This is a genomic window from Streptomyces cyaneofuscatus (assembly GCF_042718795.1).
Taxonomy (GTDB): Bacteria; Actinomycetota; Actinomycetes; order Streptomycetales; family Streptomycetaceae; genus Streptomyces; species Streptomyces cyaneofuscatus_A.
In genome coordinates this window covers 288,932-302,981 of record NZ_JBHXOX010000008.1, presented here as the reverse complement: position 1 = coordinate 302,981, position 14,050 = coordinate 288,932, and the positions used below count along the sequence as shown (strand labels likewise).

Here is a 14,050-nt window from a genome sequence, read left to right as displayed (position 1 = left end):
CGAACAACCGGGGCCCCCCCCCCCCGGGGGGGGGGGGGGGGGTTGGGGCGGGGGGGGGGGGGGCCGGGGGGGGGGGGGCCCCGGGGCCCCCGGGGCCCCCCCCCCCCGCCACCGGAGCGCCTACGCGGCGCCGAAGGCCTTGTCCTTCATGATCCACGTGGCCAGGGTCGGGCTGTTCTCCGCGGCCAGCGCGGTGAAGGTGACCCCGAGCTTCAGCGAACCCGTACGGGTCAGCGCGATCTCCTCGGTCTCGGTGACCTGGCCCCGCGGGATGATGAAGCGGTACGTGACGTCGGCGCCGTCCTTGAACTCGATGCCGAGCTGGCGCTCGTCCTGCTTCGGCTCGGACGCCAGCTTGTACTGGTAGGTGTCGCTCACGCCGGTCCCGGTCACGGAGGTGACGGTGTCGCCGCCCATGAAGAACGACAGCGTGTCCTTGTTCAGCTGGAGCAGCTGGAACTTCACCGTCAGGTCGCGGTCGGAGTAGATGAACCGCGCCGGGCTCACCGACTGCCAGGTGTCGACCGGGTCGATCTTGTCCTTCTTGTTGAACTTGATGCCGTCGGTGGTGGTGTAGCCCAGCTCGGTCCAGCCGTCGGCCCACGCGTCGCCGGTGTGGGCCGGCGACGCCGGACCGGTCGCGCCGGCCTTGGCGACCAGGATGCGGCCGCTGCCGGCCACACGGATCTGACTGCCGTTGTTGCCTGCCATGTCTGCTCCTCGGTGAGAGTGCGGTGCGGGGCCGTGATCGGCCCGCACCGGTGTGCGGAAACGACGAAGGCCCCGCCGGTGGCGGGGCCTGCAAGAAAGAAACGCTCGGTGGAACGGTGAAACGGTGAAGCGGTCAGGCGGGTCGTACCGAGACCCGGACCGTGGAGAGGTACCGGTTGCCGGCCGGGCGGTGGTAGTCAGGCAGCCAGCGCGGCCCGTCCGCCTCCGCGACATCGGTGACCGCCGCCCCGCCGTACGTGGTGCCGGTCAGGGTGAGGACAGCCGCACGGGCCGCGAGCGCGACGGTGTGCGCCGCCGTCTTGTCCGGCCCGTAGACCTCGAGGTCGATCAGCGGCTGGTCGAGGTGGAGATCGTCCACCCACGCACCGCCGACGCGGGAGACGAGGACGGCCTTCTGGGTGCCGTCGAAGCCGGGCGGGGGCCTGTTGTCGACCACCGTCCCGGCCAGTTCCGGCCGGTTCTTGAGGTGATCGACGACGAGCCGTTCCGCGTCCGGGAAGGCGAGGGGACTCACATGGACACTCCCTTCAGGGGGGCCTGTGCCGCGGTGCTGCGGAAAACACAGAGCGGCAGGTCCGCCGCCCGGGTGCTCCGGGCGCAGCTCTGCCGCTGCCCCAACTGTGATCCATGGAGACCGACTTCGCAACTCGATACGGAAACCGGCCGCGCCCGGCGGCCCCGGACACGCCGAAGGGCGGCCACCCCCCGACGTACAGGGGGGTGACCGCCCTCAGGCGTTCAAGCGACGAGCACGCGCCTACTGGTTGTACGGACCGTAGTCGTAGTCCTCCAGCGGGACGGCCTGGCCGGAGCCGGTGCCGAACGGCGAGTAGTCGATGTCGTCGTAGCCGACGGCCGAGTACATCGCGGCCTTGGCCTCCTCGGTCGGCTCGACCCGGATGTTGCGGTAGCGGGACAGACCCGTACCGGCCGGGATGAGCTTACCGATGATGACGTTCTCCTTGAGGCCGATCAGGGAGTCCGACTTGGCGTTGATCGCCGCGTCGGTCAGAACCCTGGTCGTCTCCTGGAAGGACGCCGCCGACAGCCACGACTCGGTGGCGAGCGAGGCCTTCGTGATACCCATCAGCTGCGGACGGCCGGAGGCGGGGTGACCGCCCTCGGTGACCACGCGACGGTTCTCGGTCTCGAACTTCGACCGCTCGACCAGCTCGCCCGGAAGGAGCTCCGCGTCGCCGGACTCGATGATCGTCACGCGGCGGAGCATCTGCCGGATGATGATCTCGATGTGCTTGTCGTGGATCGACACGCCCTGCGAGTTGTAGACCTTCTGGACTTCGCCGACCAGGTGGACCTGGACCGCACGCTGGCCGAGGATGCGCAGCACGTCGTGCGGGTTGGTCGCACCGACGGTGAGCTTCTGGCCCACCTCGACCGGGTCGCCCTCGCCCACGAGCAGACGGGCACGCTTCGAGATCGGGAACGCCGTCTCGTCGCTGCCGTCGTCCGGGGTGACGACGAGCTTCTTGGTCTTCTCGGTCTCCTCGATCCGCACGCGGCCCTTGGCCTCGGAGATCGGGGCGACACCCTTCGGCGTACGGGCTTCGAAGAGCTCGACGACTCGGGGCAGACCCTGGGTGATGTCGTCACCGGCCACACCACCGGTGTGGAAGGTACGCATCGTCAGCTGGGTGCCGGGCTCACCGATGGACTGGGCGGCGATGATGCCGACCGCCTCACCGATGTCGACCAGCTTGCCGGTGGCGAGCGAGCGCCCGTAGCAGAAGGCACAGGTGCCGACCGCGGACTCACAGGTCAGGACCGAGCGGGTCTTGACCTCCTCGACGCCGGCGCCCACCAGGGCGTCGATCAGGACGTCACCGAGGTCGACGTTGGCAGGCGCGATGACCTTGCCGTCCACCACGACGTCCTCGGCGAGCATGCGGGCGTAGACCGAGGTCTCGACATCCTCCGTCTTGCGGAGCACGCCGTCGGCGCCCTTGACGGCGATCTTCAGCTTGAGGCCGCGCTCGGTGCCGCAGTCCTCCTCGCGGATGATCACGTCCTGCGAGACGTCCACCAGACGACGGGTCAGGTAACCCGAGTCGGCGGTACGCAGGGCGGTGTCCGCCAGACCCTTACGGGCACCGTGCGTGGAGATGAAGTACTCCAGAACGGTGAGGCCCTCACGGAAGGACGCCTTGATCGGACGCGGGATGGTCTCGTTCTTCGCGTTCGACACCAGACCACGCATACCGGCGATCTGCCGCATCTGCATCATGTTTCCTCGGGCACCCGAGTCAACCATCATGAAGATGGGGTTGGTCTTGGGGAAGTTCGCGTTCATCGCCTCGGCGACCTCGTTGGTCGCCTTGGTCCAGATCGCGATGAGCTCCTGCGTGCGCTCGTCCTTGGTGATCAGACCGCGCTCGTACTGCTTCTGGACCTTCTCGTCCTGCTCCTCGTAGCCCTTGACGATGGCCTTCTTGGCCTCGGGCACGACGACGTCGGAGATGGCCACGGTGACGCCCGAACGGGTCGCCCAGTGGAAGCCCGCCGCCTTCAGGTTGTCGAGCGTCGCCGCCACGATGACCTTGGGGTAGCGCTCGGCCAGGTCGTTGACGATCTCGGAGAGCTGCTTCTTGCCCACCGAGTAGTCGACGAACGGGTAGTCCTCGGGCAGCAGCTCGTTGAAGAGCGCACGGCCGAGGCTCGTCCGCAGCCGGAAGGTGTCGCCCGGCTGGTACTCCGGCTCGCCCTCCTCGGCGACCGGCGGCACCCAGCCACGCGGCGGCATGGTGCCGACCGGGAAGCGGATGTCGACGGTGGACTGGAGAGCCAGCTCGCCGGCGTCGAACGCCATGATCGCCTCGGCCGTGGAGCCGAACGCGCGGCCCTCGCCCTTGGTGTCACGGAGTTCACCGTCGGTGGTGAGGAAGAACAGACCCAGCACCATGTCCTGGGTCGGCATGGTGACGGGACGACCGTCGGCCGGCTTCAGGATGTTGTTCGAGGACAGCATCAGGATGCGGGCCTCGGCCTGCGCCTCCGCGGAGAGCGGCAGGTGCACGGCCATCTGGTCACCGTCGAAGTCCGCGTTGAACGCGGTGCAGACGAGCGGGTGGATCTGGATGGCCTTGCCCTCGACCAGCTGCGGCTCGAAGGCCTGGATGCCGAGGCGGTGCAGGGTGGGCGCACGGTTCAGCAGCACCGGGTGCTCGGCGATGACCTCTTCGAGGACGTCGTACACGACGGTGCGGCCACGCTCGACCATGCGCTTGGCCGACTTGATGTTCTGCGCGTGGTTCAGGTCCACCAGGCGCTTCATCACGAACGGCTTGAAGAGCTCCAGCGCCATGGCCTTAGGCAGACCGCACTGGTGCAGCTTGAGCTGCGGACCGACGACGATCACGGAACGCGCGGAGTAGTCCACACGCTTGCCGAGGAGGTTCTGACGGAAGCGGCCCTGCTTGCCCTTGAGCATGTCGCTCAGGGACTTCAGCGGGCGGTTACCGGGACCGGTGACCGGGCGACCGCGGCGGCCGTTGTCGAACAGCGCGTCGACGGCCTCCTGCAGCATCCGCTTCTCGTTGTTCACGATGATCTCGGGGGCACCGAGGTCAAGGAGACGCTTGAGGCGGTTGTTGCGGTTGATCACGCGGCGGTACAGGTCGTTCAGGTCGGAGGTCGCGAAGCGGCCACCGTCCAGCTGCACCATCGGACGCAGGTCCGGCGGGATGACCGGCACGCAGTCGAGCACCATGCCCTTGGGCTTGTTGCTGGTCTGCAGGAACGCGGAGACGACCTTGAGGCGCTTGAGCGCACGGGTCTTCTTCTGGCCCTTGCCGGTACGGATGATCTCGCGGAGGCGCTCGGCCTCCTCGTCGAGGTCGAAGGACTCCAGGCGCTTCTGCAGCGCGGCGGCGCCCATGCAGCCGTCGAAGTACGTGCCGAAGCGGTCACGCAGCTCGCGGTAGAGCAGCTCGTCGCCCTCCAGGTCCTGGACCTTGAGGTTCTTGAAACGGCTCCACACCTCGTCGAGACGGTCGATCTCGCGCTGCGCACGGTCGCGCAGCTGCTTCATCTCGCGCTCGGCGCCTTCGCGCACCTTGCGGCGTACGTCGGCCTTGGCGCCCTCGGCCTCCAGCTCGGCCAGGTCGGTCTCGAGCTTCTTGGCGCGGGCCTCCAGGTCGGAGTCGCGGCGGTTCTCGGTCTGCTGACGCTCGACGGAGACGTGCGCCTCCAGGGACGGCAGGTCGCGGGTACGACGCTCCTCGTCCACGAACGTGATCATGTACGCGGCGAAGTAGATGACCTTCTCGAGGTCCTTCGGCGCGAGGTCCAGCAGGTATCCGAGGCGCGACGGGACGCCCTTGAAGTACCAGATGTGGGTGACGGGAGCGGCCAGCTCGATGTGGCCCATCCGCTCACGACGCACCTTGGCGCGAGTGACCTCGACGCCGCAGCGCTCACAGATGATGCCCTTGAAGCGGACACGCTTGTACTTGCCGCAGTAGCACTCCCAGTCCCGGGTCGGACCGAAGATCTTCTCGCAGAAGAGTCCGTCCTTTTCGGGCTTGAGCGTGCGGTAGTTGATGGTCTCCGGCTTCTTCACTTCGCCGTGGGACCAGGTCCGGATGTCGTCCGCGGTGGCAAGGCCGATCCGCAGCTCGTCGAAGAAGTTGACGTCGAGCACTTGTCGTCAATCCCTCTTTCGGGGGTTCGAGCCCCCTCGCTCGGAAGCGAGAAATCGGGGCACTTCAGCAATGGTCTGAACGGGTCCGGGGAGAGCCGGCCGGATCACGGGGATCCGGCCGGCGAACCCGTCAGACCTCTTCGACGCTGCTCGGCTCTCGCCGGGACAGGTCGATACCGAGCTCCTCCGCTGCGCGGAAGACGTCCTCGTCCGTGTCGCGCATCTCGATGGACATGCCGTCCGAGGAGAGCACCTCCACGTTGAGGCAGAGCGACTGCATTTCCTTGATGAGCACCTTGAAGGACTCGGGGATGCCCGGCTCGGGGATGTTCTCGCCCTTGACGATGGCCTCGTAGACCTTCACGCGGCCGGTCACGTCGTCGGACTTGATCGTCAGCAGCTCCTGGAGGGCGTACGCGGCGCCGTATGCCTCCAGCGCCCACACCTCCATCTCACCGAAGCGCTGTCCACCGAACTGAGCCTTACCACCCAGCGGCTGCTGGGTGATCATGGAGTACGGACCGGTCGAACGCGCGTGCAGCTTGTCGTCGACCAGGTGGTGGAGCTTGAGGATGTACATGAACCCGACCGAGACCGGGTCCGGGAACGGCTCGCCGGAGCGGCCGTCGAAGAGCTGGGCCTTGCCGGAGGGCTGCACCAGGCGGTCACCGTCGCGGTTGGGGATCGTGGCCTGGAAGAGGCCGGAGATCTCGTCCTCGCGCGCACCGTCGAAGACGGGCGTGGCGACGTTGGTGCCCGGGGGGACCTGGTCGGCGCCGATGGACTGCAGGCGCTTGGCCCACTCGTCACCGAGGCCGGAGACGTCCCAGCCGCGGCTGGCGAGCCAGCCGAGGTGGATCTCCAGGACCTGTCCCGGGTTCATTCGGGACGGGACACCCAGCGGGTTGAGGATGATGTCGACCGGGGTGCCGTCCTCCAGGAACGGCATGTCCTCGATCGGCAGGATCTTCGAGATGACGCCCTTGTTGCCGTGACGGCCGGCGAGCTTGTCACCATCGGTGATCTTGCGCTTCTGCGCGACGTAGACGCGGACGAGCTGGTTCACACCCGGCGGCAGCTCGTCGCCCTCTTCGCGGTCGAAGACGCGGACACCGATGACCTTGCCGATCTCACCGTGCGGCACCTTCAGCGAGGTGTCGCGCACCTCGCGCGCCTTCTCGCCGAAGATCGCGCGGAGCAGGCGCTCCTCGGGGGTCAGCTCGGTCTCACCCTTGGGCGTGACCTTGCCGACGAGGATGTCACCGGCGACGACCTCGGCACCGATACGGATGATGCCGCGCTCGTCGAGGTCGGCGAGGACCTCTTCGGAGACGTTCGGGATGTCCCGGGTGATCTCCTCCGGGCCGAGCTTGGTGTCACGGGCGTCGACCTCGTGCTCCTCGATGTGGATCGAGGAGAGGACGTCGTCCTGCACGAGGCGCTGCGACAGGATGATCGCGTCCTCGTAGTTGTGACCCTCCCACGGCATGAACGCCACGAGGAGGTTCTTGCCGAGGGCCATCTCACCGTTCTCGGTGGCCGGGCCGTCGGCCAGCACCTGGTCGGCGATGATCCGGTCGCCCTCGGAGACGACGACCTTCTGGTTGACCGAGGTGCCCTGGTTGGAGCGCATGAACTTGGCGATGCGGTACGTGGTGTACGTGCCGTCGTCGTTCGTGACGGTGATGTAGTCCGCGGAGACCTCCTGGACCACACCGTCCTTCTCGGCCTTGAGGACGTCACCGGCGTCGGTGGCGCAGCGGTACTCCATGCCGGTGCCCACCAGCGGGGCCTCGGACTTGATGAGCGGCACCGCCTGGCGCATCATGTTCGCGCCCATGAGGGCACGGTTGGCGTCGTCGTGCTCCAGGAAGGGGATCATCGCGGTGGCGACGGACACCATCTGGCGCGGCGAGACGTCCATGTAGTCGACGTCCGTGCCGGGCACGTAGTCGACCTCTCCGCCACGACGGCGGACCAGGACGCGGGGCTCGGTGAAGCGCAGCTCGTCGTTGAGGATCGCGTTCGCCTGGGCGATGACGAAGCGGTCCTCCTCGTCGGCCGTGATGTAGTCGACGTCGTCGGTGACCTGGCCGTCGACGACCTTGCGGTACGGCGTCTCGATGAAGCCGAACGCGTTGACGCGGCCGTACGAGGCGAGCGAACCGATCAGACCGATGTTCGGGCCCTCAGGGGTCTCGATCGGACACATGCGCCCGTAGTGCGACGGGTGCACGTCACGGACCTCGAAGCCGGCCCGCTCACGGGAGAGACCACCCGGGCCGAGCGCCGACAGACGGCGCTTGTGGGTGAGACCCGACAGCGGGTTGTTCTGGTCCATGAACTGCGAGAGCTGGCTGGTGCCGAAGAACTCCTTGATGGAGGCGACGACCGGCCGGATGTTGATCAGGGTCTGCGGCGTGATCGCCTCGACGTCCTGGGTCGTCATGCGCTCACGCACGACGCGCTCCATCCGCGCCAGGCCCGTACGGACCTGGTTCTGGATGAGCTCGCCGACGTTGCGCAGACGACGGTTGCCGAAGTGGTCGATGTCGTCGGTCTCGACGACGATCTCCCGGCCCGACTCACCGATCGTCTCGGTCTCACCGGCGTGCAGCTTGACCAGGTACTTGATGGTCGCGATGACGTCGTCGGTGGTGAGCACCCCGGCGTCCAGCGGCTCATCGGCGCCGAGCTTCTTGTTCACCTTGTAGCGGCCGACCTTCGCGAGGTCGTAGCGCTTCGGGTTGAAGTAGAGGTTCTCGAGCAGCGTCTGAGCGGCCTCGCGCGTGGGCGGCTCGCCCGGACGCAGCTTGCGGTAGATGTCGAGCAGCGCGTCGTCCTGGCCCTGGGTGTGGTCCTTCTCCAGGGTGGCGCGCATCGACTCGTACTCGCCGAACTCCTCGAGGATCTGCTCGGTGCTCCAGCCGAGAGCCTTCAGAAGGACGGTGACGGACTGCTTGCGCTTGCGGTCGATACGCACACCGACCATGTCGCGCTTGTCGATCTCCATCTCCAGCCAGGCACCCCGGGAAGGGATGATCTTGGCGGAGAAGATGTCCTTGTCAGACGTCTTGTCGATGGAGGAGTCGAAGTAGACACCCGGCGAGCGGACCAGCTGCGACACGACGACACGCTCGGTGCCGTTGATGACGAAGGTGCCCTTGTTGGTCATGAGCGGGAAGTCGCCCATGAAGACCGTCTGGGACTTGATCTCGCCGGTCTCGTTGTTGGTGAACTCGGCCGTGACGAAGAGCGGCGCGGCGAACGTGAAGTCGCGCTCCTTGCACTCGTCGATCGAGTTCTTCGGGGGCTCGAAGCGGTGGTCGCGGAACGTGAGCGACATCGACCCGGAGAAGTCCTCGATCGGTGAGATCTCCTCGAAGATCTCCTCCAGGCCGGACTTGGTGGGGACGTCTTGTCCACTGTCCAGAGCAGCCTCGACGCGAGCCTTCCAGGCGGCGTTGCCGAGGAGCCAGTCAAAGCTCTCGGTCTGCAGCGCGAGGAGGTTCGGAACCTCGAGGGGCTCCTTGATCTTTGCAAAAGAGATGCGCAGCGGGGCGGTGCTGGCACCGTTGTTCGTATTCGCGGTCGAGGCGTTGCGCGAGGCGGCCAAGAGGGGGTCCTTCCGAGGGCTCGGACTCACTACGCGCGTACCGGTCCCACATGGGACATCCAGACACACCGTCCCGAATCGGCCCCGGAAGGCCGGCTCGGAGAGGATCTGTCATCGATGCTCATAGCGTGGGTATGCCCCTGGTGACGGGCAGGAGGCAGCTAACAGGCAGCGCAAAGGGTCAGTGTAGCCAAGCGGCACACTGATGTCCAGTCGGGGTTCTCAGAGACCCACGTCGCTCTCAACAGCTGTTCTCAACTACCCATGTGTTCAGGCCCTCGCGCGGGGTGCGCGCTTCTTTACTTCCCTCTTCACTCTCGATCCATGCCTCGGATCCGGATCGAAGTGAGGACGCGTCCTGAGAATTGCGCGCCTCGTGCCGTTCGTCAAGGCCCACCGGTCCGAACGGGCCCCCAGGGGGTCGCTCCGGACGCCCCCGGGAAGCCCTCAGGAGGCCCCTGGACGCCCCGCGAGAGGCGCACGGCGAAGATCACCCTACTCGTCGTCGCCGGAAGAGCAAGGCAGCCGCCACGGGTACGCCGAAGGGCGACCACCCGGATGGGTGATCGCCCTTCGGTACGGGCGCATGACGCGCCCGAGGGGAGTCCGTGGACTCCCGGGGTGTTACTTGACCTCGACGGAAGCGCCGGCGGCCTTGAGGGACTCGGCAGCCTTCTCGGCGACCTCCTTGGCGACCTTCTCGAGGACCGGCTTCGGGGTGCCGTCGACGAGGTCCTTGGCCTCCTTGAGACCCAGCGAGGTCAGCTCACGCACGGTCTTGATGACCTGGATCTTCTTCTCGCCGGCGCCGGTGAGGATGACGTCGAACTCGTCCTGCTCCTCAGCGGCCTCGGCAACGGCGCCCGGGCCGGCCGGACCGGCGACGGCGACGGCCGCGGCGGCGGTGACGTCGAACTTCTCCTCGAAGGCCTTCACGAACTCGGAGAGCTCGATGAGGGTCATCTCTTCGAACTGCGCGAGCAGGTCGTCCTGGGACAGCTTCGCCATGACAGGCGTCCTTCCACTATTCGGCAGGTGCCGGATGTATATGTCGGCGGGCGTACGTGGAGCCCGCTGGACCGCTGAGCGTGATTACTCGGCGGCCTCGGCGGGAGCCGGAGTACCGGCACCGCCCTGCTCTTCCTTCTTGGCGCGAAGAGCTTCCGCGGTGCGGACGAACTTGGAGGGCAGGGCCTGGAAGACCTGCGCCGCCTGCGTCTGCTTGCCCTTGAAAGCACCGGCCAGCTTGGAGAGCAGAACCTCGCGGGACTCGAGGTCCGCAAGCTTCTTGATCTCATCGGCGGACAGCGCCTTACCGTCAAGGACACCGCCCTTGATGATGAGGTTGGGGTTGTCCTTGGCGAAGTCACGAAGACCCTTCGCCGACTCCACCGGGTCACCGGTGACGAAGGCAACCGCCGTCGGACCCGAGAACAGGTCGTCCAGCGTGTCGATCCCGGCCTCGTTGGCCGCAATCTTGGTCAGCGTGTTCTTCACCACGGCGTACTGGGCGTTCTCACCGAGCGAACGACGCAGCGTCTTGAGCTGCGCCACGGTGAGACCCCGGTACTCGGTCAGCACAGCGGCGTTCGAGCTGCGGAACTGGTCCGCGAGCTCGGCTACCGCGGCAGCCTTGTCGGGCCTTGCCATGAGCGTCGGCCTCCTTCCGGGTGATGAGGACCGCTCGGAAGGGGCCGGGAAAGACGAAACGCCCCAGCACAAGTGCCAGGGCGCGGCTCGACCGGACAGAGTCCGGGAGCAGTTCCACAGTCACCTGCGCAGGTCGTCCGGTCTAGCGGAACCTTCGGTCACCGTCCCTCTTGCGAGAGCGCGGCGACGACCAGCGGTCTTTGGCTTCGTGACGAGAGTACGCGACCGGGGCCGCGCCGGGCAAATCCGGCGTCCGCCGCTCCGGTGCGGAGGGTTTAGCCGCAGGTCAGCAGCGGCTCTCCGGCCCGCTGTACGCGGATACGAGGACGGGCCCCGCACCTCGGAAGGTTGCGGGGCCCGTTCACACAGTGCACGCGTACGACGCGGCTACCGGGTGAGCACGGTGGCTCAGACGGCGGCCGGGTCCTCCTCGACGAGGAGGTTGCGGGTGCGGTTGGCGTCCAGCGGGATGCCGGGGCCCATCGTGGTGGCCAGGGTGGCCTTCTTGATGTAGCGGCCCTTGGCGGCGGACGGCTTCAGACGCAGGATCTCGTCCAGCGCCGCTGCGTAGTTCTCCACCAGCTTGGTCTCGTCGAAGGAGACCTTGCCGATGATGAAGTGCAGGTTCGAGTGCTTGTCGACGCGGAACTCGATCTTGCCGCCCTTGATGTCGTTGACAGCCTTCACGACGTCGGGGGTGACGGTGCCGGTCTTCGGGTTCGGCATCAGACCACGCGGACCGAGCACGCGGCCCAGGCGGCCGACCTTGCCCATGAGGTCCGGGGTGGCGACGACGGCGTCGAAGTCCAGACGGCCCTTGGCCACCTCGTCGATGAGCTCGTCGGCGCCGACGATGTCGGCTCCGGCGGCTTCCGCGGCCGCAGCACGGTCACCGGTCGCGAAGACCAGGACCCGGGCGGTCTTGCCGGTGCCGTGCGGAAGGTTCACGGTGCCGCGGACCATCTGGTCGGCCTTGCGCGGGTCGACACCCAGCGCGAAGGCGACCTCGACGGTGCCGTCGAACTTCGTGGACGAGGTGTCCTTGGCGAGACGGACGGCCTCGAGCGGGGCGTAGGTACGCGCCCGGTCGACCTTGGCGTCCGCAGCGCGGAGGTTCTTGCTGCGCTTCACTTCTACTCCTGTGGTTTCAGAGTGTGGAGTCGTGGTGCGGACCAGCGCTTGGTCCTACCACTGAGGGCTACGGGGCTGAATCAGCCTTCGACCGTGATGCCCATGGAACGGGCGGTGCCGGCAATGATCTTCGACGCGGCGTCGAGGTCATTGGCGTTCAGGTCGGGGAGCTTCGTCGTGGCGATCTCGCGGACCTGGGCGGCCGTCAGCTTGGCGACCTTGGTCTTGTGCGGCTCGCCGGAGCCCTTGTCCACACCCGCGGCCTTGAGGATCAGCTTGGCGGCCGGCGGAGTCTTCGTGATGAAGGTGAAGGAGCGGTCCTCGTAGACCGTGATCTCCACCGGCACGACCATGCCACGCTGCGACTCGGTCGCGGCGTTGTAGGCCTTGCAGAACTCCATGATGTTGACGCCGTGCTGACCGAGCGCGGGGCCGACCGGCGGGGCCGGGTTCGCCGCACCGGCGTTGATCTGGAGCTTGATAAGCCCCGTGACCTTCTTCTTCTTGGGAGGCATTGCTCTCTCCGGGTCCTATGAGAGTGTTTCGCCGCCGATTCCGGTCATCCGGATGGAGGCATACCGCACAACGATAACGGGTATAGCTGTGCGACCAAAAACCCAGCAGGTCAGAGCGGCCGCGAAGCCCCTCTGACCTGCTGGGTAGGCATGTGTCCAGAAACCGGCGGGAAGCGCTAGTTCTTCTGGATCTGGTCGAAGCTGAGCTCGACCGGGGTCTCGCGGCCGAAGATCTCGACGAGGCCCTTGACCTTCTTCGAGTCGGCGTTGATCTCGTTGATCGTGGCCTGCAGCGTGGCGAACGGGCCGTCGGTGACGGTGACCGAGTCGCCCACCTCGAAGTCCAGCACCTGGACCTCGACCTTGCGGGACGGGGCCGGCTTGCCCTCGGCCTCGGCGGCCTCGCGGGCGGCCTTCTCCTCGGCCTCCGGGGCGAGCATCTTGACGATCTCGTCCAGGGTCAGCGGGTACGGGTCGTAGGCGTTGCCCACGAAGCCGGTGACGCCCGGCGTGTTCCGCACGACGCCCCAGGACTCGTTCGTCAGGTCCATGCGCACCAGCACGTAGCCGGGGAGCTTGTTCTGCCGGACGTTCTTGCGCTCGCCGTTCTTGATCTGGACGATTTCCTCTTCAGGCACCTCGGCCTGATAGATGAACTCCTCCACGTTGAGCGAGACGGCGCGCTGCTCCAGGTTGGCCTTCACGCGCTTCTCGTAACCGGCGTACGTGTGGATGACGTACCACTCGCCGGGGAGGGTGCGGAGCTCATCGCGCAGTGCGGTGACGGGGTCGACGGGGGCGGCCGGCTCGGCGGCCTCCTCCTCGTCGGCGCTCTCGTCGTCGGCCTCGGCCTCGGCAGCCTCTTCGGCGACCTCGGCGTCTTCGTCGGCCTCGATCGTCTCGTCGGCGACGGCGTCCACAGCGGTGTCGGTGGCCTCAGTGGCCTCGGCCTGATCGGCCTTCTCGGAATCAGCAGCCTCAACGATGCCGAGCTCGTCCTTGGCGGACTCGAAGGCGCCAGCCTCGGGCTCGACGGCGTCGTTCAGGTTCGGGTCAGACACGATGGCTGCTTCTTCCTGGATACAAAGGGGTGGAACATGCGGTGGGGGCGCCGGTCGGACGCCTTCCGCCGACTCAGCCGAAGACGTACTTGATGACCCGCGCGAATCCCGTGTCAAGAACGGTAACAAGACCAATCATGACAACGACGAACACAATCACCACAGTGGTGTATGTCGTCAGCTGGCTGCGAGTCGGCCAGACAACCTTGCGGAGTTCGGCGACGATCTGGCGGTAGAACAGCGCGAGGCGGCCCAGAGGACCCTTCTTGCCGCGCTTGCCGCCCTTCCGAGTCTTCTTGCTGGACTCGGGGGATTCATCCTCAGCATCAGGCATGTCGATGGAGCCCACGGCGTCCGTCACGCTTCTCACCTGATTCCGGGTCGTGGCCGTGCCGCGCCCGGTGGAGCCGCACGGCTGTGCAATGAAGTACGTACATGCGCACACATCCTGGCGAAGGAGTGTGTAGCAGGGCCGGAGGGACTTGAACCCCCAACCGCTGGTTTTGGAGACCAGTGCTCTACCAATTGAGCTACGACCCTTTGGTGGTTTCCACCAACCTACCGCATCTTTCCCGGTGCCCGGGTGCAGAAACGGTGTGGCTGGTGAAGGCCAACGACAGGTGAGTGTACGTGCTCAGGGCCGCCGCGTCGAACAGACAACTACCGACCGGTCCTGTCCGGTTCCCGT

The 14,050-nt window shown here is 66.7% G+C and carries 10 protein-coding genes and 1 tRNA gene; all 11 read right to left on the bottom strand.

The genetic code is table 11. From position 1 onward, the window contains the following. Positions 1 to 120 precede the first annotated feature (120 nt). The 11 genes from ACFWRT_RS11715 to ACFWRT_RS11665 all read right to left on the bottom strand — a co-directional run bounded on the left by ACFWRT_RS11715 (position 121) and on the right by ACFWRT_RS11665 (position 13,902). On the bottom strand, positions 121 to 711 hold the full coding sequence (locus ACFWRT_RS11715; RefSeq protein ID WP_327220036.1) for a phage tail tube protein: 591 nt from the start codon (positions 709 to 711) through the stop codon (positions 121 to 123). A 133-nt stretch (positions 712 to 844) separates the two neighbouring features. Then, positions 845 to 1,246, bottom strand: coding sequence for a hypothetical protein (locus ACFWRT_RS11710; RefSeq protein WP_380955148.1), 402 nt, complete (start codon positions 1,244 to 1,246; stop codon positions 845 to 847). A 243-nt stretch (positions 1,247 to 1,489) separates the two neighbouring features. Continuing rightward, the gene (locus ACFWRT_RS11705; protein WP_380955147.1) at positions 1,490 to 5,389 is read right to left on the bottom strand and encodes a DNA-directed RNA polymerase subunit beta'; all 3,900 of its coding nucleotides are present in this window, start codon (positions 5,387 to 5,389) and stop codon (positions 1,490 to 1,492) included. 130 nt (positions 5,390 to 5,519) lie between these two features. Next, positions 5,520 to 9,005, bottom strand: a complete 3,486-nt coding sequence (gene rpoB, locus ACFWRT_RS11700) for a DNA-directed RNA polymerase subunit beta (protein WP_161267598.1) — start codon at positions 9,003 to 9,005, stop codon at positions 5,520 to 5,522. A 624-nt stretch (positions 9,006 to 9,629) separates the two neighbouring features. Further along, positions 9,630 to 10,013, bottom strand: a complete 384-nt coding sequence (gene rplL, locus ACFWRT_RS11695) for a 50S ribosomal protein L7/L12 (RefSeq protein WP_356747783.1) — start codon at positions 10,011 to 10,013, stop codon at positions 9,630 to 9,632. An 84-nt stretch (positions 10,014 to 10,097) separates the two neighbouring features. Next, positions 10,098 to 10,655 carry a 50S ribosomal protein L10 gene (gene rplJ, locus ACFWRT_RS11690; RefSeq protein WP_018510603.1) on the bottom strand — a complete coding sequence of 186 codons (558 nt, stop codon included), beginning with the start codon at positions 10,653 to 10,655 and terminating at the stop codon, positions 10,098 to 10,100. Between the two features lie 408 nt (positions 10,656 to 11,063). Then, a complete protein-coding gene (rplA, locus tag ACFWRT_RS11685; RefSeq protein ID WP_030561920.1) occupies positions 11,064 to 11,786 on the bottom strand; it encodes a 50S ribosomal protein L1 in 723 nt (240 codons plus the stop codon). Between the two features lie 80 nt (positions 11,787 to 11,866). Then, a complete protein-coding gene (gene rplK, locus ACFWRT_RS11680; protein WP_010058817.1) occupies positions 11,867 to 12,301 on the bottom strand; it encodes a 50S ribosomal protein L11 in 435 nt (144 codons plus the stop codon). 176 nt (positions 12,302 to 12,477) lie between these two features. After that, a complete protein-coding gene (gene nusG, locus ACFWRT_RS11675; protein ID WP_380955146.1) occupies positions 12,478 to 13,362 on the bottom strand; it encodes a transcription termination/antitermination protein NusG in 885 nt (294 codons plus the stop codon). Between the two features lie 73 nt (positions 13,363 to 13,435). Beyond that, positions 13,436 to 13,723 carry a preprotein translocase subunit SecE gene (secE, locus tag ACFWRT_RS11670; protein WP_380955145.1) on the bottom strand — a complete coding sequence of 96 codons (288 nt, stop codon included), beginning with the start codon at positions 13,721 to 13,723 and terminating at the stop codon, positions 13,436 to 13,438. Between the two features lie 106 nt (positions 13,724 to 13,829). Then, a tRNA-Trp gene (locus ACFWRT_RS11665) sits at positions 13,830 to 13,902 on the bottom strand. Between the last annotated feature and the right edge of the window lie 148 nt (positions 13,903 to 14,050).